Source organism: Veillonella sp. T11011-6 (assembly GCF_002959755.1).
Taxonomy (GTDB): domain Bacteria; phylum Bacillota; class Negativicutes; order Veillonellales; family Veillonellaceae; genus Veillonella.
In genome coordinates this window covers 312,180-336,515 of record NZ_PPCW01000004.1, presented here as the reverse complement: position 1 = coordinate 336,515, position 24,336 = coordinate 312,180, and the positions used below count along the sequence as shown (strand labels likewise).

The 24,336-nt window shown below is 40.4% G+C and carries 17 protein-coding genes; 14 read left to right on the top strand and 3 right to left on the bottom strand.

The annotated features are described in order from the left end of the window. Window positions 1-11: 11 nt before the first annotated feature. Window positions 12-1,793, bottom strand: coding sequence for an S-layer homology domain-containing protein (locus VRHSUH10_RS06215; protein ID WP_105089838.1), 1,782 nt, complete (start codon window positions 1,791-1,793; stop codon window positions 12-14). 524 nt (window positions 1,794-2,317) lie between these two features. Between VRHSUH10_RS06215 and VRHSUH10_RS06210 the strand changes: the two genes are divergently transcribed. The 6 genes from VRHSUH10_RS06210 (at window position 2,318) to VRHSUH10_RS06185 (ending at window position 10,195) form a co-directional block, all read left to right on the top strand. Beyond that, the gene (locus VRHSUH10_RS06210) at window positions 2,318-3,055 is read left to right on the top strand and encodes a (Fe-S)-binding protein (RefSeq protein ID WP_105089837.1); all 738 of its coding nucleotides are present in this window, start codon (window positions 2,318-2,320) and stop codon (window positions 3,053-3,055) included. 12 nt (window positions 3,056-3,067) lie between these two features. After that, window positions 3,068-4,513, top strand: coding sequence for a LutB/LldF family L-lactate oxidation iron-sulfur protein (locus VRHSUH10_RS06205; protein ID WP_105089836.1), 1,446 nt, complete (start codon window positions 3,068-3,070; stop codon window positions 4,511-4,513). Then, the gene (locus tag VRHSUH10_RS06200; RefSeq protein ID WP_105089835.1) at window positions 4,513-5,241 is read left to right on the top strand and encodes a lactate utilization protein C; all 729 of its coding nucleotides are present in this window, start codon (window positions 4,513-4,515) and stop codon (window positions 5,239-5,241) included. The genes VRHSUH10_RS06205 and VRHSUH10_RS06200 overlap by 1 nt, the downstream gene beginning before the upstream one ends. Before the next feature lie 275 nt (window positions 5,242-5,516). Then, window positions 5,517-6,908: a cation:dicarboxylate symporter family transporter gene (locus VRHSUH10_RS06195; protein WP_105089834.1), complete on the top strand. Its 1,392-nt coding sequence runs from the start codon at window positions 5,517-5,519 to the stop codon at window positions 6,906-6,908. Window positions 6,909-7,178: 270 nt separating this feature from the next. Beyond that, entirely contained in the window at window positions 7,179-8,732 is a 1,554-nt protein-coding gene (locus VRHSUH10_RS06190; RefSeq protein WP_105089833.1) for a nitrite/sulfite reductase, read from the top strand. Between the two features lie 647 nt (window positions 8,733-9,379). Beyond that, entirely contained in the window at window positions 9,380-10,195 is an 816-nt protein-coding gene (locus tag VRHSUH10_RS06185) for a nitroreductase family protein (protein ID WP_105089832.1), read from the top strand. A gap of 200 nt (window positions 10,196-10,395) precedes the next feature. Here the strand turns inward: VRHSUH10_RS06185 and VRHSUH10_RS06180 are convergent, their stop codons facing one another. After that, complete coding sequence (locus VRHSUH10_RS06180) at window positions 10,396-11,214, bottom strand: MetQ/NlpA family ABC transporter substrate-binding protein (protein ID WP_105089831.1); 819 nt, start codon at window positions 11,212-11,214, stop codon at window positions 10,396-10,398. A gap of 232 nt (window positions 11,215-11,446) precedes the next feature. Between VRHSUH10_RS06180 and VRHSUH10_RS06175 the strand changes: the two genes are divergently transcribed. The 3 genes from VRHSUH10_RS06175 to VRHSUH10_RS06165 all read left to right on the top strand — a co-directional run bounded on the left by VRHSUH10_RS06175 (window position 11,447) and on the right by VRHSUH10_RS06165 (window position 13,710). Then, window positions 11,447-12,613, top strand: coding sequence for an iron-containing alcohol dehydrogenase (locus tag VRHSUH10_RS06175; RefSeq protein ID WP_105089830.1), 1,167 nt, complete (start codon window positions 11,447-11,449; stop codon window positions 12,611-12,613). Window positions 12,614-12,713: 100 nt separating this feature from the next. Further along, window positions 12,714-13,379, top strand: coding sequence for an AzlC family ABC transporter permease (locus VRHSUH10_RS06170; RefSeq protein WP_369819991.1), 666 nt, complete (start codon window positions 12,714-12,716; stop codon window positions 13,377-13,379). After that, window positions 13,372-13,710, top strand: coding sequence for a branched-chain amino acid transporter permease (locus VRHSUH10_RS06165; RefSeq protein WP_105089828.1), 339 nt, complete (start codon window positions 13,372-13,374; stop codon window positions 13,708-13,710). The genes VRHSUH10_RS06170 and VRHSUH10_RS06165 overlap by 8 nt, the downstream gene beginning before the upstream one ends. A 129-nt stretch (window positions 13,711-13,839) precedes the next feature. Here the strand turns inward: VRHSUH10_RS06165 and VRHSUH10_RS06160 are convergent, their stop codons facing one another. After that, window positions 13,840-14,691 carry an aldo/keto reductase gene (locus VRHSUH10_RS06160; RefSeq protein ID WP_105089827.1) on the bottom strand — a complete coding sequence of 284 codons (852 nt, stop codon included), beginning with the start codon at window positions 14,689-14,691 and terminating at the stop codon, window positions 13,840-13,842. A gap of 93 nt (window positions 14,692-14,784) precedes the next feature. Here VRHSUH10_RS06160 and VRHSUH10_RS06155 point away from each other — a divergent pair, with 93 nt between their 5' ends. The 5 genes from VRHSUH10_RS06155 (at window position 14,785) to gltB (ending at window position 24,232) form a co-directional block, all read left to right on the top strand. Next, window positions 14,785-15,921, top strand: coding sequence for an efflux RND transporter periplasmic adaptor subunit (locus tag VRHSUH10_RS06155; protein WP_369819990.1), 1,137 nt, complete (start codon window positions 14,785-14,787; stop codon window positions 15,919-15,921). 48 nt (window positions 15,922-15,969) lie between these two features. Further along, window positions 15,970-16,905 (top strand): DUF2156 domain-containing protein, encoded by a 936-nt coding sequence (locus tag VRHSUH10_RS06150; RefSeq protein ID WP_199176271.1) that lies wholly within the window; start codon window positions 15,970-15,972, stop codon window positions 16,903-16,905. A 224-nt stretch (window positions 16,906-17,129) separates the two neighbouring features. Then, a complete protein-coding gene (gene eis, locus VRHSUH10_RS06140) occupies window positions 17,130-18,323 on the top strand; it encodes an enhanced intracellular survival protein Eis (RefSeq protein WP_105089824.1) in 1,194 nt (397 codons plus the stop codon). A gap of 1 nt (window position 18,324) precedes the next feature. Continuing rightward, window positions 18,325-19,194, top strand: a complete 870-nt coding sequence (locus VRHSUH10_RS06135) for an RluA family pseudouridine synthase (RefSeq protein ID WP_105089823.1) — start codon at window positions 18,325-18,327, stop codon at window positions 19,192-19,194. Between the two features lie 454 nt (window positions 19,195-19,648). After that, the gene (gene gltB / locus VRHSUH10_RS06130) at window positions 19,649-24,232 is read left to right on the top strand and encodes a glutamate synthase large subunit (RefSeq protein ID WP_105089822.1); all 4,584 of its coding nucleotides are present in this window, start codon (window positions 19,649-19,651) and stop codon (window positions 24,230-24,232) included. Window positions 24,233-24,336 lie beyond the last annotated feature (104 nt).

Genomic DNA, 24,336 nt, shown 5'->3' with positions numbered 1-24,336 from the left:
GTGAACGCCGATTAGCGTTTTACTGTCATTTTTACTTTGGAACCGAATAATTTTGAGATCCCTTGTTGAGTTGCTTTAGATGCAGTTGTTACAACAGCGTAAAGTTGGTTGTTTTCTACATCTGGGAATGTAGCTAGAATTGTGCCAGCTTTTTCGTTTTTGTTGTAATAGTTGCGGAAGTTCGCATCGATTGCATCGTATTCAGTTTGGCTGTATTGGGATGGTTCAACTACAACGTAGTTATTTACAGTGGAATCACCACGTGCTGCAAGATTTGCTTTAACTGTGGAAATATCGCTATCTGTTTTCAATGCTACGTGCAATTGATTGTCACGCCAGTACATTACACCGTAATCTTGGAAAGCATCTTCTGTTTTGTATGTTTTATTCAATTCAGCGAATACTTTATCTTCCAAAGCAGCTTGTTGTTTTTGATCAAGTGCTTTTAACGTGCTGCGACGAACAGGACGAACTGTGCGAGTAGGTTCAGTTTTTTGAGCTACTGCGGCATTTTTATTGCCCTTTACGTCTTTTTCAACTTTTTTTGCATCAGCTTTTACGGCTTTGTCAGCTTTAGCTACATCTTTTTTAGCATCTTTGCTTACTTTGGACGCATCTTTTTCTGCTGCTGTATCAGCTTTTTTTACATCTTCTTTTACAGCTGTTTCAGCTTTTGCTTCAGTTGTAGTATGTTTTGGTGTTGCAAGACCAGCACCATTAAGCATGCGGTTCAAGATTGTTGCCGCTTGTGCTCTTGTTACAGGTTGTTTAGGGTTGAAGTTTTCAGTCGCTCCAGATGCTACGATGCCACGTTGTGCCATGTATTGGATATCTGCCAAGTAAGCAGAGGAGATGCTAGCTTCGTCTTTGAATGTTACTTTTTCTGTTTTTACAGGTGTAGAAAGATTCAATTTTTTAGCTAGGCTAGCTGCGGAAGCAACGAATTGTTCGCGGTCCATAGTTTTGCTAGGTGTGAAAGCTGTTTTAGATGTGCCTTCCATTACGCCTGCAGCACTTACTAATTTGATAGCAGAGCTAGACCAACGATCTGCTTCTACGTCAGAGTAGGAAGTAGAAGCTTCTTTAGTTACAATATCAGCTAATTCTTGTTCGTTTAAGTTATGTTGTAATACTTTACCGTAAATAGCCGCAGCTTGTTCACGAGTGATTTGTGCACTTGGTTTGAATGTATTATCAGCATAACCAGAAAGGTAACCAGCTTGTGTCATTGCTTGGATCGCATCGCGAGCCCAGTTATCTTTTGTGTCAGGGTATACGCCAGCAGGTAAGTTTTCTTTAGCTTTTACAGCTTTTTTACCTTCTACTTTAGCAGCATCTTCTTTTACATCATTTTTAACAGATGTATCAACGCGTTTAGCGTCATTTTTTACAGAAGTGTCAACACGTTTTGCATCGTTTTTCACAGATGTATCTACACGCTTAGCATCGGCTTTAGCGGATGTATTAGCATGTTTTGCATCATGTTTTACAACTGTAGTGCCATGTTTAGCATCATTTTTTACGGATGTATCAACGCGTTTAGCGTCATTTTTAACGGATGTATCAACGCGTTTAGCATCATTTTTTACGGAAGTATCTACGCGTTTAGCATCGTTTTTTACAGATGTATCTACACGGTGTTCATCAGCTTTAGCTGCTACTTCAGCTTTATTAGCTGTAGCAGATATTTCAGATTTTACATGAGCCGCAGTTGTTTCGGCGTGAGCCATGCCGAATGTGGAACCGAGGGCTAATGTAATAGCTAAGGATAAAGATAATTTATTTAGTTTCATTGAAAAGGCTCCTTTCAAACTATACTTATATAAAATAAATTATAACACTTTTTAAATTTATACTCTACTATAAGAAAATGTAATATATGAGGATAAAAATTACATGAATTTGGTATTTCTCTGTTATTTATATAAATATTCAATGAATTATAGGTAAAATACGATATACATCACTCTAAAATATGCGAAATGATAAACATTCCCAAAATCTAGATTTTATGTGGCTTTCACAAGAAAAATTTATAAATAGAATGGCATTTGTGATAAAATGCAATGTTTGTTATTACAAAAAGTCATAACGATATAGGAAATAAAAGGGTACATACGAATATAGCAATCCTTTGGACATTTTCTATATGATTAATTTATAATTATATCGATAAAGCTTTTGAATATTTATTTGAAAGCATAAGTAATGTTTCGGGCGGAAAATTATTGAAAACTTTCACTAGAATTCTTGCCATAACACATACATATCAAAATTTTTTATTAGGTTAAGTACTAGAAAAGACGAGGACGATAATATGAAAATTCATCTTTTCCAACAGTGTTTGATTGACATGTTCTACCCACATGTAGGCATGGCTGGTGTAGAAGTACTTGAAAGATTAGGTTGCGAGCTCGTAGTGCCTAAGAAACAAGTATGTTGTGGCCAAATGTTCACTAACTCTGGTTACAATGATGCAGCTATGGATGCCATTAAGAATACAATCGAATGCTTCGAGAACGCTGAATATGTAGTCAGCATGTCCGGCTCTTGCGCATTTGCAATCCGCGATGAATATCATCATTTTTTGAAAGATCAACCTGAGTGGTTGGCACGTGCAGAAAAATTGAGCGGCAAAATTTATGAGTTCACTCAATTCATTACTGACGTATTAGGTGTTGAAGATGTGGGCGCTCGTTTCAACGAATCCGTTACATATCATACATCTTGCCACGTAACTCGTTTGATGGGCATTAAAGAACCTCCATTCAAACTCCTTAGAAATGTTAAAGATATCAACTTGATTGAATTACCACGTGCAGACCGTTGCTGTGGTTTCGGCGGTACATTCTCCGTTAAGAACCCTGAAATTAGTGAAGTTATGACACGCGAAAAAGCCTTGGAAATCGCTGGCACAGGTGCTAACGTTATTTCTGGTTCTGACCAAGCGTGCTTGATGAACATCGCTGGTATGCTTGACCGTCTTCATAAAGAAGGCGAAATCGATCGCCGTATCAAAGTAATGCATATTGCTGAAATCTTAAACTGCCGTTAAGGAGGAGACGACATGGCACTTATATATGACAATCGCCCCTATAAAACACGTATAAAAGAATGTTTGGCTGACGATTTCAAAGTTGCAGCTATCAAAAAAGCACAAGACGTGTTTTATGATAAACGTAATACAGTAGTTGCGGACGTTCCTGAATGGTTAGATTTCCGCGCAGAAGCAGCTAAACTTCGTGATCACGTTCTTAACAATTTGGATTACTATGTAAACCAATTCGCTGAAAACGCAGAAAAAGCTGGTTCTAAAGTTCACTTTGCATTCGACGATAAAGAAGCGACTCAAATCGCTTTAGATATCCTTCGTGAACGCGAAGCTAAAATGATCGTTAAATCCAAAACTATCTTAACTGAAGAAATTGGTTTGAACGAAGTTCTTGAAGAAGCTGGTATCGAAGTAAACGAAACTGACTTGGCTGAATTCATTTTGCAAACAGCAGTGAGCCCACCATCTCATATCGTTGTACCAGGCCTTCACTTCGAACGTAACAAAATCCGCGAAATTTTCGCTGAAAAATTAGGTTACACTGGTACTGAAAACCCTACAGAAATGACTCACTTCGTACGTGGTTATGTACGTGAGCGCTTCTTGAAAGCTGACGTAGGTGTTAATGGTTGTAACTTTGCGGTAGCGGCATCCGGTACTTGTACTATCGTTTCCAACGAAGGTAACGGTCGTATGTCTAGCTCCATTCCTAAGACTCAATTGATCTTCTTAGGTACAGAACGTATCGTTCCTGACTTCAAAGCTCTTGACGTTATGATGGAAATGTTGAACCGCTCTGCAGTAGGTGCTAAAATTTCCAACTACTTCTCCATGATGACTGGCCCTGGTCGTGCTGGTGAAGCAGACGGTCCTGAAGAAACTCATATCATCATTATTGATAACGGTCGTTCCGGTATCTTAGGTGGTACATTCCAAGAAATGTTACGTTGTATCCGTTGTGGTGCATGTATGAATATTTGTCCTGTATACCGTCACATCTCTGGTCACGGTTATGGCTCCGTATATCCAGGTCCAATGGGTGCTGTATTGACACCATTGTTCAAAGGTTACGAAGTAGCAGGCGATCTTCCATATGCGTCTACATTGTGCGGTGCATGTACAGAAAACTGTCCAGTAGCTATTCCATTGCATGAATTATTGATGGAACACCGTCATATTATGGCTGACATCGAAAAAACTCGTCCAAAAGCAGAAGAAGCAATCTTTACTGCAGCAGCTAAGATGTTCGGTAACTCCACATTATTCGACCTTGGCACAAAAGCTGGCGCTATCGGTATGAACTTGATTAGTAATAAAGAAGGCAATATGCCTACATGGACTCAAGCTGTTCCAGTTATGAACGGCTGGACTAAATCCAAAGAAATGGGTACATTGAAGTTCAAAAAATTCCGTGACTTATATGCTGAACATGAAAAGAACAAGAAGAAGGAGAAAAAATAATGGATGAAGCTAAACGTAAACAATTTATTGCACGTTTATCTCGTGCATTAGGCCGTGATCAAGAAATGTGCCCTGCATTCGTAGAGGGTTTTGATTACAGCCATGGTCCTCAAGAAACTATGTTCAAAGATTTGAATAAAGATCAAATTTTGACAATGTTTAAGGAACAATGTCAACGTGTTGGTACAAAATTCGTTGAAACTACACCTGATAAATTAGGTGAAACAATTTTGGCAGCTATTGAAGACTGGGGTAACGGTAAAGTTGTATTCCCAAGTGTTCCAGAAGTAAAAGAATATAAATTAAAAGAATTATTCGAACAAGATGCAGCTAATAATGGCGGCATTCGTACATACTTCCAATGGGATCCAGCTAAAGGCCGTGAAGAATGTATCTCCAACACTGCTAATGCAGATATCGGTATTACATTCCCATACTGCGGTATTGCTGAAACTGCTACTGTAGTACAAGCGTCTGGTGAAGAATCTGGCCGTTCTATTAGCTTGTTGCCTACTACACATATCGCTGTATTGTACACTGATACAATCAATCCACGTATGACTCAAACAATGGAACATTTGGCTGAACGTTATCACAACGATCCATCTAAATTCCCTACAAATATCTGCTTGATTTCCGGTCCATCCCGTACAGCTGATATTGAGTTGGTTACTGTAGATGGTGCTCATGGTCCTATCCAAGTAACTTACGTTTTAGTTAACAGATAATCCTATAACTAGGTAGTGTTATAACTAAATACATTTAAAGGTGATCTTCCTATGGAAGGTCACCTTTTTATATGCGTACCTTTCTATTGTGATATAGAGCATCTTGAAAAGGCAAAGGTATCGGTACATCCATGGAGATTAAGATATTTAGAAAACTTGCAGAATCCGCATAGAAAAACTTATATAATTTGAATTATTTTACTTGTAAATTTTTCGATATATGATATACTGAGTTCATAACCTATTATTGTGATATGAATTAGAAGAGGTGTATTATGAATATTCCATTCTTTACAGATTACCTCATGCTAAGCAATCCATTAAGTATCGGTATTATCGTAGTGTTTGTACTTGCGTTAATCGGTATTTATGCTTTGCAACGCAAGGGCACATCCTTTGGTAATCTCGTTATTATTGGTACTATTGTTGGTGCCGTACTTGGTATTGCTATTCAAATTATTGCAGGCTTCCCAGATGATCCATCTAAAGTGGTTTACATCAAGGAAAGTACAAAGTGGTTCTCCCTTGTAGGGGGCGGCTTTATTGATTTGATCCGCATGCTTGTTATTCCTATCGTATTTATTTCCATTGTACATGTTATCTTGCACATGGAAGCAGGTGCAAATCTTAAGAAATTAGTGGTTGCCATGGTTTCTACAAATCTTGGCATGGTAGCTGTTGCTGCTATCATTGGCCTTATCTTGGGTAATGCTTTCGGCTTAGGTCAAGGCTTTGATATTGTTGAATCTGGTAAAAAGATTCGTGAAATCAAACCAATGGTTGATACATTCCGTGCATTGATTCCAAGTAACCCAATTCAAGCTGCAGCTGAAACAAATGTTATCGGCATCGTAGTATTTGCAATCATCTTGGGCAGTGTTGCTCGCTTGTTGAAGAAAACAGGCACAAATAGTATGGAAATCTTTACAAAGCTATTTGATGAGCTTCACCAATTAATTTCTTGGGTTGCAGACTTCATTATTGGTCTTATGCCATACGGCGTAGTTGCATTATTGGCATCTACATTGGCAACACGTGGTTTGCAAGCTATCTTAGATATGGGCCTATTCGTAGTATTGCTTTACGTTGGTCTTTTAATTATGTTCGTTGTTCAAGCTATCTTGATTTCTAGCTTCGGTTACAACCCAATTACATACTTCAAAAAAGCAAAAGCTCCACTCTTGTTAGCTTTCACATCCCGTTCCTCTATGGGCGTATTGCCTTTAACTGTTGAAACATTGACAAAACGTCTTGGCGTAAATGCTACAACCGCAAATACAGTAGCATCCTTCGGTACTACTGCAGGCATGCAAGGTTGTGCCGGCGTGTTCCCAGCGCTTGTTGTTGTGTACATCTCTAACGTAGCGGGTATCCCATTTGATTTGACTATGTACATTATGAGCGTTATCGTTATCGCTATTGGTTCCGTTGGTATCGCAGGCGTTCCTGGTACAGCTACAATGGCTGCATCTGTATCCCTTAGCGGTACAGGTCTTGGTGCATACTTTACATCCATCAGCCCAATCCTTGCTATCGATCCATTGATCGACATGGGCCGTACATGCTTGAACGTATCTGGTTCCTTAACAAATGCTCTCGTAGTAGATAAGATTATGGGTACTATCGATAAAGACGCCTATAATAACCCTAATGAAGGTCGTGTCTAATCCTAGACCATAGAACTGACTTGAAAGAATAGTTAGTTAACATTAAAACTAAAAAAAAGAACAGTCTTTGGACTGTTCTTTTTTTTATCTACTCTTTACTGATCTAACTCTTATTAAAAGTAATAATTATTACAGATTGTAAAGCCTATTATTTGTAATTGATATTAAAATTGTGAGCTTGGCTACTAACATACGTATGCGTGTATGGTATACTAACCAATACAAAGTTTTGTATTATGCTTAATAGATATAAGCCAAGAGGGTAATAGTATGATTACACAAGAATTGAAAGATCGATTAATTGCAGACTATCCGAAGTTTGAAGATATGACGCATAAATTCTATAAGAAAGAAATGTCTATTGCAGACTATAAGGGCCAATCTGGTACCTATGGTAGCTACGCAGAACGCGGTGCTAACTCCGGTATGAGCCGTTGGCGTTTCAATGGGGGACGCATGACTCGTCAGCACATGCAGTTCTTAGCGGATGCTATTCGTAAATACAATTTACAACACGTACATTTTACTACTGGCCAATGCTTGCAAATGCATGGCCTCGATGGTGATACAATTCTAAATCTATATAAAGAATGTTATGATCACGGTATCTATAACCGCGGTGCTGGTGGTGACAATCCAAATGTGGTAGCTAGTATTTTGCGCGGTATTGATCCTCGTGAAACCTTAGATATTACGCCATATGCAACGGCTATTAGCGAGTTTCTTCTAGAGCAAATGTTCTACATCAAAATCCCTCGCAAATTTAAAATGGGTATCGATAATGGCTTTGATAGTACGCCGCATGCTACGTTCAAGGACCTTGGTTTCAATTTAACGAAACACAATACCTTTGATGTATACGCTTGTGGTGGTATTGGCCCAAATCCTCGCATTGGTATTCCTGTGGCCCATGATGTGGCGCCTGAGGATGTTTTATATCATGTGAAAGCTATGCTTATGGTTTTTGCTAATCATGGTAACTTTAAAAACCGTGGCAAAGCTCGTACCCGTTACATGCCTGCGGAAATGGGTGGGGCCGAAGCTTTCATCAAGACCTATGAAGAAACATTGGCGATGGTGAAAGAAGTTGAACAATTAACAATTAATCCTGCTGATTATGCTTATGAAATTACAAAAACTGGTAAGCGTGATGATTCTGTGGAAAATGATCGCATTCACCGTCAAAAACAAGAAGGTTTATACTACGTAGAATACCATCCAGCAGGTGGCGATGCGAATGTAGAACATCTATTGGCTGCGCTTGATTATGCTGTAACACTTGATCAAGTAGAAGCGCGTATTGCGCCAGACCAAGCCTTGTTCTTTATCAACCTTACTGCTGATGAGGCTCGTAAAATCGCAGAATTAACAGATGACAGTGCTAAAAATGATTTCCGTCGTTCCGTATCCTGCGTAGGCTCCACAGTATGTCAAATTGGTATGCAAGACTCTAATGGCCTTTTGAAAGATATTTTTAAACACCTTGAAGAAAAAGGTGTAGATACAAGTAAACTACCTCGTCTACACATCTCTGGCTGTCCACACTCCTGTGGTACACACCAAATCGGTGAAATTGGTTTCCACGGAGCTGTAAAATTAGTAGACAAGAAACCTACCGTAGCCTTTATCCTCGTAGACGGTGGTTCCGAACACATGGGCTCCGAAAACTTCGGTAAAATGGCAGGTAATATCGTAGCCACAAAAATCCCAGAATTCCTAGAAGCACTAGCAAATATCCTAAACCAATCCCCAGAACCAGACTTTGGATCCTGGAGAATGACACACAAAGCGGAATACATGGAACTTATAAAAGCATTTGAGTAAATTCCTTCTCCGCTTGTGATGGGGTCCCAGCAATTGAGCAGATATTATGTCGTTTGCTATGGGGCCCCGTTTCACTACGACAACTTAATTAAAAATAAAACTAGGTATCTCCTTGCTCCGTCCTTCGTAAAGTCGCTGCAGAAATACCTAGTTTTATTTTTATAACACCTGCTATGAATTAGTCCCATAGCAAACAACATCTACTGCTTAGTATACAGAAATCCCCATCACAAGCTACATCTGATCTTTACTCAATATGCTTTTATGTGATGGGGGAAGGCACCACTACTATAAAGCCTAGCCGCAGGCTAGCTTCTTCCAGATGGAGGGCGTGGCGCCACTACTCTAAAGCCTTTTTATATAGATCAATCAGGTTATCTAGGTATTATGTGTTTTATGTGTGTAGTTCTATTTTGATGGGACGCCTTTATGAATATAGTTATAAAAAAGTACAAATATACTTGTGCAGCGACTTTGCGAAGGACGGAGCAAGCAAGTATATTTGTACTTTTTTAACTAGGTTGTAGAAATGAAATAGGGCCCCATCAAAATAGGGAGAATAACCTTGAAAAGCATATGTTGCCTAGATAACCCTTGATTGATTGTGTTATAATAGGCTTTATAGTAGTGTTTGGAGGATTTATCAGATGTTATTTACCGTCAATACAGAAGTCTGTACACGATGCGGCCTTTGCGTAGCTGACTGTCCAACAGGCTTGCTAGTGATGTCCGAAAATGGGCCTGTGACTGGCAAGGGAGGTTGTATCTCCTGTGGGCATTGTATTTCCGTATGCCCAACGCTTGCTCTTGATAGTGATATGACACCACGTAAAGAGCAAATCGATATCACAAAAGAACAAAAATTAACGCCAGAGCAAGCTGAGTTATTCTTGCGCAGCCGTCGCTCTATTCGTAATTATCAAAATAAACCAGTTCCTGCTGAGCTTATTCGCAAGGTGTTAAACGTTGCGAGAATGGCTCCAACAGCAACAAATACACAAGGTATTTCCTATATTGTAATTCGGGACAAACAAAAGTTGCGCCGCATTGCTGATCTCGTTCTTGAGTGGATGCATTTGGCTGCGAAAACTGTGCCGATTATGCGTCTTTATGCTCGTGCAGCACAAGCTGAGGTCGATAAGGGTAAGGAATACATCTTGCGCGATGCGCCTGCGTTAGTAGTGGCCATCGGTTCTAAAAAAGATATTCACCGTACTCACGATAGCGGGCATTCCTGCTTGTCTTATGCAGAGTTGTATGCACCAACATTAGGTTTAGGCACTTGTTGGGCTGGCTTCTTTGAACATGCAGGCGAAGCAGAGTATAAACCACTATTGGAACTATTAGGTGTACCAGAGGATAAAATCATCGCTGGTGGTATCTTGATGGGCTATCCAAAGGTTCGTTACCGTAACATCGTGGAACGCCAACCATTGGACGTAACATTCGATACTGAAGAATAGTAGTGATTGATTACTAATAATAGTGATTGATACTAAAGAATAAAATAAAAGCGATACTCTAAACAGTTAGGGTATCGCTTTTTGGCATTATACATATTTTGCTGTAGTTACTACATTTGTTATGGTGATAGTCGTATTTATAAATCTATAAAAGATTGTTTATCAAAAAGACCGGCCTCGTATTGAGGTCGGTCTTTTGGTTAGTTTGCAGATGTAATGCTACCTTTGAAAGTATCGTTGATGAATTGTTTAATTGCATCAGATTTGTAAATGTCTGCAATTTTTTTGTAAGTTTCGTTGTCTTTGTCTTCACTACGTACCGCAAGTACGATGACTGTTAGTGGTTCATCTTTTGATTCGAAGAAGAAGCCTTGTTTTTCTACACTAAGGCCAGCACTTTGTACATAATTCATTGGAATAACTGCAATTGTTACATCATCTAGACTACGAGGTAATTGAGCTGCTTCTAATTCTTGAATCTTTATATTTTTCGGGTTAGATGTGATATCTGCAACAGTTGCTTTGAAGCCGACACCATCTTTTAACGTAATTAATCCAGCTTTAGCTAATAATACTAATGCACGACCACCATTAGTAGGGTCATTTGGAATAGAAACCGTAGCGCCTTCAGGTACATCTTGTACGCTATGTACACTATTACTATATAATCCCATACGCACTAAAAGGGTTTTACCGATTGCTACTAAGTTGGAACCATTTTGTTTGTTAAAGTTTTCCATAAATGGCACGTGTTGGTACGCATTCAATTGAATGTCGCCATCAGCAAGAGCTTTATCTGGTGTTACATAATCGGAGAACTCTACAACTTTAAGGTCGATACCTTGTTTTTTAGCTTCTTTTGCAACTGCTTCAGCTACTTGAGCGTGAGGACCTGCAGTAGCACCGATTTTAATTTCTTTTGGTGCTTGGCTAGATTGATTTGTATCTGTGCCGCAACCTGCGATGGCGAATGCTAGAACGCCAACGAGAAGAGGGGCAATAAATTTTTTTAATTTCATGTGAACATCCCTTTCTACTTATACATATAATGTATATATCCTATCATGTGAATGGGATTTTGTATATAGAGCAAAAGATATCGGTTAGCTATAGATTAAAGCTATGGCTTTTATGAGCTCGCTAATGATAAGGGGTGTAGCATATCTAAGAATATCGAAAAAATGATATAATAGATATAAATTTCGTACAATTAGACTTATAGGTTTTATATGATATACATAGGAGGTCACTATGTTTAACTTTGATTTTTATAACCCTACACATATTGTATTCGGTAAAGATCGCTTGAGCGAATTAAATGCATTAGTGCCAAAGGATGCAAAGGTGCTCATTACGTATGGTGGTGGCTCTGCAGTGCGCAGTGGTCTTATTGACCGCATTGTTGCAGCTCTTGGCAGTCGCAAGGTAGAACAGTTTGGCGGTATTGAGCCAAATCCATCTCTTGAAACTTGTGAACGTGCCGTTGCTTTCATTAAAGAACATGGCGTAGATTTCGTCCTCGCTGTAGGTGGTGGTTCCGTAGTGGACGCTACAAAGCTCATCGTTATGGGTGCTACTTACGATGGCCCAGTTATTGAGGTTATGAAAGCTGGTGTTCCAGAGGTTCCAGTGGAAATGGTGCCAAATCCATTACCATTTGGTACAGTTATGACATTGCCTGCCACAGGTTCCGAAATGAACAATGGCGCTGTTATTACCTATGGTGATGGTAAGTTCCCTGTGTTCAGTAGCTTAGTTTTCCCTAAGTTCTCTATGCTCGATCCAACATTGACTTTCACATTGCCAGAAAAACAAGTTAAGAATGGCGTTATTGATACATTCGTGCATACCACAGAGCAATATTTAACATATCCTGTAGACGGCCGTATTCAAGATCGTTTCAGTGAAGGTATTTTGAAAACTATGATTGAAATCGGCAAAGAAACCGTAGAAAATCCTGAAAACTACGATGTTCGTGCTAATCACGTGTGGGCCTCTACCTTGGCGTTAAATGGATTGATTGGTGCCGGTGTACCACAAGACTGGGCGACACATCTTATCGGTCATGAGTTAACGGCGGTTTACCATCTAGACCACGGCATTACATTGGCTATCGTATTGCCTGCATTGTTAGAGGTGAAAAAAGCAGATAAACTCGATAAATTGGCCCAATATGCTACACGTGTATGGCATATTACAGAAGGTACAAAGGAAGAGAAAGCGGATAAGGCTATCGCAAAAACTCGTGAATTCTTCGAGTCCCTTGGTGTATCTACCCATTTAAAAGATTATGGTCTTGGTGCTGAAGCAGTTGATAAAATCGTAAAACAATTAGAAGACCATGGTATGACACGACTTGGTGAAAAAGGTGATGTAACACCAGAAGTAGCTCGCGAAATTTTAATGCGTGCTTTATAATAAATGACATTAACACTTTAAATGTATATGATGTGGAAGGGAGGCAAGCCCTATGAATGAAATAAAACATCGAAGTGCATTTTCCTTTGCATTTCCTATTATGGTTCCTATGGGCATTAGCTTCTTTTTCATAGGTTTAGGATTTGGTTTATATGCAACGAGCCAAGGGTTCCCTTGGTGGACAGCGCCAGTTTTAGCAGCTACCATTTTTGCAGGCTCCATGGAGTTTGTGACGATTGGCATGTTGATGGCCGGATTTGATCCGATTAATGCGTTTATACTGACCATGTTCGTTAATGGACGCCATTTCTTTTATGGACTATCTGCACTACAACGATATGTACATATGGGCTGGAAATGGTTTCCTACGGTTGCTTGGATGTGTGATGAAAGTTTTGCCATTAATATGGCTACTAAGCTGCCCGATGATGTGGATGAAAAGTGGTTTTACTTCCACGTGTCTTGGCTCAACTATGTGTTCTGGGTATTTAGCACCTTTGTAGGTGGTCTGTTTGGTAATCTATTGGCTACCGTAGATTTACGGGGTATCGATTTTGTATTACCCGGTCTGTTCATAGTGGTATTTCTTGAAATGCTACTCAATGCAAAAAATAATAAGATTAGAGCCTTTGGTGTAGCTGGTGCAGCTATGGCCATAGTTATGCTCTTATTGGTAGGCAAATCACTCTTTATGCTTTTATCTATGAGCTGTATGCTAGTAGCCTGCTATATTGCGTATAAGTGGGGAGGTGTGCATCTTGACTAGTACAGAAATGGTCATCACCGTTGCTATTGTTGTAGTCGGTACATTACTCACTCGTTTTGGTGCCTTCCTCGTATTTCCACCAGGAAAAAAGGCGCCAGATTTTGTACTCTTTTTAGGTAAGGCTTTGCCGGCTGCCGTTATGGGTATGCTCGTTGTGTATACCTTTAAGGAGACCGTCGTTTTAGCATATCCCTATGGTATCCCTGAGCTTATAGCATTAGTCATTACGGTTGGATTACATTTGTGGAAACGTAACATGCTCATATCGATTGCTGCCGGTACAGTAATTTATATGATACTAGTACAAGCCGTATTTAATGTACCAAAATAAAATAAACCACTTATATCTATCTAACTTAGATATAAGTGGTTTTTTACATATATTGTTTTATTTACTTTGTCATCATAGTTGTAGTGTGTATTATAATTGATGCTAACTACAAATAGGAGTTAGTATGTACTATTTAAGTTGTAATAGTCGTTCAAGACCTGGTGCTGTATGGTGATCTTCTAAGAAGTCTTGTTGGTCTAATAGTTCCATAACGTCCATATCGATGTTTGTGAGCTTGAAATCGAATACATCAAAGTTAGCCTCCATATGGCTTACGTTATTTGCCTTTGGCAATGGAATGATGCCACGTTGGATGTGCCAACGCAAGATGATTTGATGTTTAGACACTCCGTATTTTTCAGCCAAGCTTTTGATGATAGGATGGTCAAAAATAGGTTGGCGGTCACGAGTGAATGGAGACCAAGCCATGCCTACTACTTGATGCTTTCTCATCAATTGGATAAGAGATTGGCGTTGGTTGAATGGGTGACATTCAATTTGGTTCACTACCGGTTTCACATTGCAGTGATATAGCAAGTCGATTAAGCGATCTTCGTAAAAGTTAGACAGGCCTAACCCACGCAATACGTTTTGATCGTATAACTCTTCCATGGCACGCCAAGAACCATAATAGTCGCCAAGGGGTTGATGTACGAGCATAATGTCGATGTAATTAGTGTCTAATTTTTTTAAGGAGCTTTCAACAGCACGCATTGTATTATCGTAGCCTGCATCGGTATGCCAAATCTTGGTAGTTACAATAATGTCCGTACGTTTAACGCCAGATGCTTTGATGCCTCTGCCAACGGCCTCTTCGTTGCCGTAGTAGGCAGCTGTATCGAGTAATCGATAGCCTACGTTTAGTGCGTTGGTTACGGCTTGCTCTGTTTCTCCTTCGCTGCCTGTTTTATAGGTGCCATAACCGATAGAGGGAATAAAGCTACCGTTATTTAAAATTCTAAAATCCATCCGTTCTTCCATGAGAACCTCCGTTATATCCATTAATTAAAGGAATTAGCTTTCATACAATTCTAATTGATTTTATGATATACTAAGGTATTGATAAAAATCAATATGACAGGAAGTGACAGAATGAAATTAAAACGAATTTATTCTGTAGTTGCTATGCTTGGTGTTGTGATGATGGCCTTGGCCATCGCTGGTTGCGGTACGAAAACGGTATCCGTTGCTGATGTAACATACAAGGATATGCCACTGCAGATCCATAATGACGCCAATGTAACAGCTCTCAATAAGGCGACGGTAACGCCGACGTTGACGGGGCAGGTCGCATATGCTGTGAAAGTAGGCGACCAAGTACAACAAGGTCAAGTCTTGGCCACTGTAGATACATCGGCTTTACAGCAACAGCTAGCATCCTTACAAGGTCAGTTAGCGCAAGCCTCAGCTCAGTCCTATGCGACGTCTGTGACAACTACGACAGCAGCGTCTGTAGATAGTGCTCAATTGGCACAAGCTCAGAAGATGCGCGAAGCGGGCATGATTACTCAAAAAGAATATGATCGCATTGTAGAGCGGTCTCAGCCACAAACTACGACAGTAACAACTGGCGGTGGCGGCGGTGGTGCTAATACGGCGGCTATTGAGGCTCAAATCGCTCAAGTATCTGCACAAATGGCAGCATCTACAATTGTAGCGCCTATAGCTGGTACGGTAACAGCTATTTACAATGAAGACCGTCAAATGGCGATTGCAGATCGTCCATTCATGATGATTCAACAATCTACACCGATGGTAGCATCCCTTAGCATTCCTCGTGATGCGGCGATGAAGTTAGGCACACCTGACGCTAAAAAGGGGATTAAGGTACTCCTCAAGGTAGGCGACCAAGAATTACCTGGCGAATTGACCTATGTAGATGTAACACAGCCAGAAAATGTACCAAGTGTTCTTGTGAAAGCTACTTTCAACAATGACAAAGGCCTTATCAAGGCTGGCGAGTTCTATACGCTCATCATCGAGTCAGATATAAAAGCGAAAATGCTCACTGTACCAAGTAAAGCAGTTCGTGAAAACCAAGACGGTAAATACGTGTATGTATTGACTGAAAATAATACAGTTGACGTACGTGTCGTTGAAGTAGGTATGACAGAAGACGATGATGTAGCCATTATTTCAGGCCTAAACGAAGGTGACAAGGTAATCACAAGTGATGGAACCTTTGAATTAGGCGAATCCGTTAAATTATAATGAACAACATTAAACTTTCACTGATGGTGAATACCTCGACTGAGGAATCTGATAGGAGGGATTATTATTTTAGAATTTAAACGTTTTGAACTAAGAGATAAACCATTAATCGATAAATATTTTGAACAACATCATTACGAAGCATCTGATAACTGTTTTACTACATTGTTTATGTGGCAAGATGCATATGGCATTCGTTGGGCTGAGGAAAATGGTGTATTGTACATCCAAGGTGGTGGCAAACGTGAACCATTCCTATTGCCTCCATTTGCCGGTAAAGATGCAAAGTTCCTCGATGGTTTATTGCGCGCTAAAGAATGGTTCGTAGAAAATAACTTACCATTCCGTTTCAAAGGTGTTAGCAAAGTTGTAAAAGAACGGATGGAAGAGTTATGTCCTGGCCGTTATGAATTTACACCTGACCGCGATAACTACGAATACATTTATAAGTCTGAAGATCTTATCAACTTGTCTGGTAAGAAATTCCGTCAAAAGAAAAACCATTTGAATCAATTCCGCATGCAATATTCTAACTATGAATATATGCCAATCACTGAAGATATCATTCCATTGTGCCGCGAAACAGCAGCATCTTGGGTAGAAACTCATCATGAAGAAGGTATCGAAGATGAATTGGTAGCTATTAACTTGTTATTCGATAACTGGGATGCGTTAGGCCTTAAAGGCGGCGCCATCAAATTGTTTGGCCGCGTGGAAGCCTTCAGTATCGGTGAATTGTTGAATGATAAAATGGCGTTGATTCATATTGAAAAAGCAAATCCAGATATTCGTGGTTTGTACCAAGCCATTAATAATGAATTCATTCGTCATGAATTTAGCGATGTAGAATTCATTAACCGTGAAGAAGATATGGGCTTGCCTGGTCTTCGTCAAGCAAAAGAATCTTACAATCCAGATCACTTTGCTGAAAAATATGACGCAGTATATGCTAACGAAGCAGACAATGCGACAGGCGGTAAATAAAAATCTGAGCTATGAAGCCGATGTGCTTCATAGCTCCTTTTGTTATAATAGAAGTGTTAGCCTATCTATTTGACTGTATGTTTTGTATCATCATGGCGATGCGATGCGATGCGATGCGATGCGATGCGATGCGATGCGATGCGATGCGATGCGATGCGATGCGATGCGATACGATACGATACAACAGATAGAAAGTAGTTTATTACTATAACGAGGATATACTTATGGAATTTAGAATTGCAACGGCTCAAGATACGCCACATGTGGAAAATCTATGGGCATACTGCTTTGAACCAAAGGAAGATCCATTCTTCCAATATTACTTTACAAATTGCTATGAACCAGAAAATACAATGGTTGGTCTTGAACAAGATCAATTATTGAGTACCGTTCATTTGCGTCAATATAATATCAATGTTCGTGGTGCTGTATTGCCTACAAGCTATATGGTTGGCGTAGCCACACATCCAGCGGCTCGTCGTGGTGGCGTAGGTGGTGCGTTGTTAAAGGCTTCTCTTGAAGAACTTCGCAACCGAGGTCAAGCATTGACGATTTTGATGCCTTCCAAGGCTGCATTCTACCAACAATATGGTTGGGAACTCTATGCTCATCAATGGGTGAACGCTATGTCTCTTGAGGACTTGCGCCCTATGACTGATAAATCCTTGAGCTTTGGTTTACTTAATAGCGTTGACCAATGGACATTGCTTGATCCTGTATATAAAACATATACAGCCCGTCTTTCTGGTTATGCAGAGCGCGGTGAAAAGGAATGGAAACGCTTGCTCGGCAGCTTCTTTGCGGAAGGCGTGAATATCGCTGTAGTGCGCAATGATGAAGGAAGTATTGAAGGCTATGCGGTATATCGCTTAGGTCAATCAGAAATTCCAGTATCCGAATTAGTTTATACTACACGCCGTGCCCAACGAGCATTGTTGAACTACTTCTATAACCACCGTTCCCAAGGCACTACTATTCGTTGGAATGAGGGCCTTCACGATACATACTATCGCTTCTATCCAGATGGTAAAAGCGGACATTCCACAATGCCGTACATGATGAGCCGTATTGTGGATGTGAAAACTGCCTTCGAATCCATTCCTGTAAACCCAGAGGCTTTGATGATGCCTATTACAATGACCTTTGGTGTGAAAGATAGCCTTTGTGAGTGGAATGAAGGGTGCTATGAAGTCCAATATGGCGGCGCATTGACACCAACTGTTAAAAAGGTATCTGACACATTAGATGGGGACGCAGATATTACTGTTGAAGTCGGTGCTTTAAGCCAACTCTTGATCGGTACATTAACAGCTCGTGATCTTGCCTTTGAAGGTAAACTTTCAGCTAATGAAGAATGGCTAGAGTTTTTTGATATCTTGTATCCTGAACAAAAAACATATATTAACGAATGGTGGTAATATGAGCTGGAAAACGTATACAGTGAAAGAACCGACAGAATTGACGGTTTCTAAATATGTAAAGGAACGCTTTTCCTTATCCTCTCGGGATATTCAAATGATGTTCCGCAAGAAACGGGTGAAAGTAAATAGCCGTGTAGCCCATTCCCAGCGTTCCCTCAAAAAAGGTGATGTATTAACCTTGGAGTTGCCACAGGATAAGGACTATGGTGTGGACGTAGAAAAAGGGCCTATTACCGTGCTCTACGAAGATTCCCATACCTTGGTAGTTAATAAAGCACCATTCATGCTTGTTCATCCTGCAGGACAAACTAAATCTGGTACATTGAGTAACTATGTGGCTGGATACTATGCGAAAAAAGGTGTAGTGCACAAGGTGCGCCCTGTACATCGCCTTGACCGAGATACATCTGGTTGTATTCTTTTTGGTAAAACAAAGGAAGCTCAGCAATATTACACCGATGAACTACAAGCGGGGCGTATGGATCGCATCTATACGGGCTTAGTAGAAGGCGTTATTAATGAAGATGGCGTGGTTGATGCACCTATCGGCGTTGATCCAGTATTTGATAACCGTCGCGTTGTCGATGAATTTGGTCAACCGGCTCAAACGGAATATACCGTTCTTGGTCACGAAGGCGATCATACATTACTAAAGTTCAAGTTACTAACAGGCAGAACACACCAAATCCGTGTGCACATGGAACACATTGGTCATCCTATCGTTGGTGATGCCATGTATGGTATACGGAACAAGCCATATACACGCCAATGCTTGCACGCATCAGAACTCACCTTTGTTCCCTATGGTAAGGATGAGCCTATGACGGTAACCTGTGAAGTAGGGGACGACTTTGGTCGTGAAAAATAGTAATTGCTTTTATAAGTATCATCAATTATAATTTATACGATGATGTGGTCATAGAGCATGCCACGTAAAATAAAGAAAGCTCAATCGTTAGATGTGGACATAGAGCGTGCCACGTAAAACAAAAAAAGCTCAATCGATGAAAAAATATATCACTTGATGCTTATGTATACATGTATACAAAAAACAATGGTGATAAAAATGCATAGTCTATGACTTAAAGTCATAGACTATGTTTTTTTTATATTTTCAATTCACAGTGGACAGGAGTATACTATGTATAGACAAAAATTCTATAGAATTTAAAACTTAGATGAGGTTATGGACGATCACAGCCGATAATATCACTACAGAATGGATTCTTTAGAGGTAGTTTATAGTTTATACTTTCACCAAGACCGAACGGAACGATGCCGCAGAGCTTGGATTGATCAAGTGATATGAAGGAGTGCACGTTATGGATATGAATCAGAGCACAATCGAGCAACAACGTCTAGATCAAGCTAGACTAGAAGCCAATGGTATGTACAGCAGCCAATTTGAAAAGGATGCGTGCGGCATGGGCTTTGTCGTTAATATTAAAGGGAAAAAATCCCATGATATTATCGATGATGGCTTGCGCATTTTAGAGCGTCTTGAACACCGTGGTGGTGCTGGTGCAGATAAGGACACAGGGGATGGTGCCGGTATTTTGGTACAAATTCCGCATGAGTTCTTCAAACGCGAATGCGAAGTGCTTGGTATCAACTTGCCTGCAGCTGGTGAGTACGGTGTGGGTATGATATTTGCTCACAAATATGAAAGCCTCCGTAACGAGCAAAAACGCATTTTTGAAGAGGTGGTACGTGAAGAAGGTCAAGTAGTTCTCGGCTGGCGTGAAGTACCAGTAGATGGTACAAAGGTTGGTAAAGAAGCGGCTGCTATCCGTCCTTGGATGATTCAAATCCTTATCGGCAAAGGCCCAGACGTAACGAATAATAAAGAATTTGAACGCAAATTATATATTATTCGTAAATTAGCGGAAAAACGTATTGTTCCATTGAGCAAGGAATTATCTAGCGATTTCTATATTGCATCCTTGTCCTCTAAAACAATCGTATATAAAGGTATGTTGACACCTGGTCAATTACGTGACTTCTATCTTGATTTGAGTGACCTTGACTTTACATCTGCATTGGCTATGGTTCACTCCCGTTTCAGTACGAATACATTCCCAAGCTGGGCTCGGGCGCATCCTAACCGTTTCTTAGTTCATAACGGTGAAATTAACACAATCCGTGGTAACGTAAACTGGATTAATGCTCGTGAAGGCAAAGCAGAATCTCCATTATTCCCAGATATTAAAAAAGTATTCCCTGTAGTTGATGACAGCGGTTCTGACTCCGCTATGTTCGATAACACATTGGAATTCTTGCACATGACAGGTCGTTCCTTGCCTCATGCGATTATGATGATGATTCCTGAACCTTGGGAACGCAACAATCTCATGAGCCAAGAAAAACATGATTTCTATGAGTTCAATAGTTTCATGATGGAACCATGGGATGGTCCTGCAGCTATGGGCTTCACAGATGGTACTGTTATCGGTGGCGTACTTGACCGTAATGGTTTGCGTCCTGCTCGTTATTATGTAACAACTGATGACCGTGTTATCATGGCATCTGAAGTAGGTGTAGTCAACGAAAACGCTGAAAATATTCGCGCTAAAGGTCGTTTGGAACCAGGCAAAATGCTTCTCATCGATACTGAAGAACAACGTATCATTTCCGATGAAGAAATCAAACAACGCGTTGCTACTGAATTGCCATATGATGAATGGGTAAAAGAACACGTTATTCACTTGTCTGAAATTACTCAAGCTGATGAAAAAGACGTTCCAAAAGTTGAAGATTTATTCAAAAATCAACAAGCCTTTGGTTATACTCAAGAAGATCTTGTACGTATGATCGTGCCTATGGCAAAAGATGGTAAAGACCCTGTAGGTGCCATGGGTGCCGATGCTCCACTTGCTATCTTGTCCGATAAACCACAATTGTTATACAGCTACTTCAAGCAAATGTTCGCGCAAGTAACAAATCCTCCAATCGACTCCATTCGTGAGGAAATGGTTACATCTACACGCGTTATGCTTGGTAACTCTGGTAACTTAACAGATCCTAACAAAGCTGGTACCTATGCATTATCCATGCGTACACCAATCCTTACTAACCAAGAATTGGCGTCCATTAAGGCTCTTGATTGCCGTCGCATGAAATCTGTTACATTGCCAATCCTCTTCGATCCAACTAAGGGTGCTGATGGTTTGCGCGATGCATTAAATGAATTATGCGAAAAAGCAGAAGAAGCAGCACGTACAGAGCAAAATGTATTGATTTTGTCTGACCGTGGTGTCGATGAAAATCATGCACCAATTCCTGCATTATTGGCTGTAGCAGCTGTTCACAATCACTTAATCAGAAAAGTATTGCGTACAGAAATCGGCCTTATCCTCGAATCTGGTGAACCTCGCGAAGTACATCACTTCTGTACATTGATCGGTTATGGCGTAACAGCTATCAACCCATACTTGGCTCTTGAAACTGTACGCGATTTACAAGCTCGTAAACGCCTTGGTGATATTACACCAGAACAAGCAGAAAAGAACTACATCAAAGCTGCTGTAGGCGGTATTATGAAGGTTATGTCCAAAATGGGTATCTCCACAGTTCGTTCTTACCATGGTGCACAAATCTTTGAAGCCTTGGGCTTGAATACAAACTTCATCAATAAATTCTTTGTAAATACACCAACACGTATTGGCGGTATTGGCCTTGTAGGCGTTGCCAACGAAGCATTGGCTCGTTTTGACCGCGCTTTCAAATCCGATGAATCCGTACTCGAACCAGGTGGTTGGTATGGTCCTGTAAAAGATGGGGAAGAGCATTTATTCAATCCTAAAACAATCGATCTTTTACAAGAATCCCTTATCAACGGCGATTATGCAAAATATAAAGAATACTCTAAAGCGATCCGCAACGATTACCATGTAACATTGCGTTCCTTAATGGAATTAAACTACCCTGTAGGTGGCGGTATTCCTATCGAAGAGGTTGAACCTGAAGAATCCATCGTAAAACGCTTTAAAGCGGGCGCTATGAGTTATGGTGCCATTAGTAAAGAGGCCCATGAAGCTATCGCTATCGCTATGAACCGCTTAGGTTCTACATCTAACTCTGGTGAAGGTGGCGAAGACGTAGCTCGTTTCAAACCATTACCAAATGGGGACAGCATGAATTCCGAAGTAAAACAAATTGCATCTGGTCGTTTTGGTGTAACTGCAAACTACCTCATTCATGCAAAAGAATTGCAAATCAAATGTGCACAAGGTGCGAAACCAGGTGAAGGTGGTCAATTACCAGGTAAAAAAGTATACCCTGAAATTGCAAAAGCTCGTCACTCCACTCCAGGCGTAGAGCTCGTATCCCCACCACCACATCATGATATTTACTCCATCGAAGACTTGGCAGAGTTGATTTACGATTTGAAATGCGTTAACAAAGATGCTCGTATTTCCGTTAAATTAACATCTGAAGCAGGCGTTGGTACTATCGCTGCTGGTGTAGCAAAAGCAAAAGCAGATAATATCTTGATCTCTGGTTACGATGGTGGTACAGGTGCGGCAGGTCGTACATCTGTAAAACACGCTGGTGTGCCTTGGGAATTAGGTTTGTCCGAAACTCATCAAACATTGATGCTCAACAGATTGCGTGACCGCGTTAAATTGGAAGTAGACTCCAAGTTGATGACTGGTTTCGACGTAGCTGTTGCTGCTATGCTTGGTGCTGAGTTATTCGGTTTCGGTACATTGCCACTCGTTGCTGTAGGCTGTAAAATGGCTCGTGTATGTAACCTCAACACATGCCCTTACGGCGTTGCTACACAAGACGAAAAATTGCGTGCTCGTTTCACAGGTAAACCTGAGTATGTAGAAAACTTGATGATCTTCATCGCTCGTGAATTGCGTGAAATCATGGCTCGCTTAGGCATTCGCTCCGTAGCTGAACTCGTAGGTCGTATCGATCTCGTTCGTCAAAAATCTCAAGACGATAACTTCAAATTGTCTCGCGTTGACCTTAAACGCGTATTGTTCCACCCATACATCGATGCATCTGTAGGTCATATGCACATGATTGACCAAGATCATGAATTGGAACGCACATTGGATATGTCCAAGCTCTTGCGTATGTGCCGTCCTGCCATTGAGGACCAAAAACCAATTCGCGCTAAATTGGCTATCAACAACATTAACCGTGTTGTAGGTACCTTGGTTGGTTCTGAGGTGACACGTCGTTATGGTGAAAGCGGTTTGCCAGATAACACAATCAAGTTGAACTTTGAAGGCTCTGCAGGTCAATCCTTTGGTGCTTTCATTCCTAAAGGCATGACATTAGAACTTGAAGGTGATGCGAATGATTACCTCGGTAAAGGCTTGTCCGGTGGTACAATCACTGTATATCCGCCTAAGAAATCCATTTTCGAAGCGGACGAAAACATCCTTATCGGTAACGTTGCCTTCTATGGTGCTACATCTGGTATAGCCTACATCAATGGTGTAGCTGGTGAACGTTTCGCTGTTCGTAACAGTGGTATCACTGCTGTTGTGGAAGGCTTAGGTGACCATGGTTGTGAATACATGACTGGTGGCGAAGTTCTTGTACTCGGTAAAATCGGCCGTAACTTCGCAGCAGGTATGTCTGGTGGCTATGCATACATCCTCGATTGCGATGAACGCTATGTAAATACAGGCCTCGTAGAATTACGTCCTGCTAATAATGATGACCTTAAACGCATTAAAGAATTAGTAGAACAACATGTATTGCACACTAATTCCGCTAAAGGCCGTCACATCCTTGAAAACTGGAATAACTTTGTAAACAGATTTACAAAAGTTGTACCTGTAGCATACGAAGAAATGCATGCTGCTATTGAACGCTATAAAGAACAAGGTTTATCCTTGGAAGAAGCTCAATTAGCTGCATTCAAAGAAAAATATGCAAAATAATTTCTAATCTAACTGTATCCTTTAGATAAGACATATGAAATGCCTCTATAGCTTTGACTATAGAGGTATTTTCATGTATAATATTTGTATTGCAATATTGGATC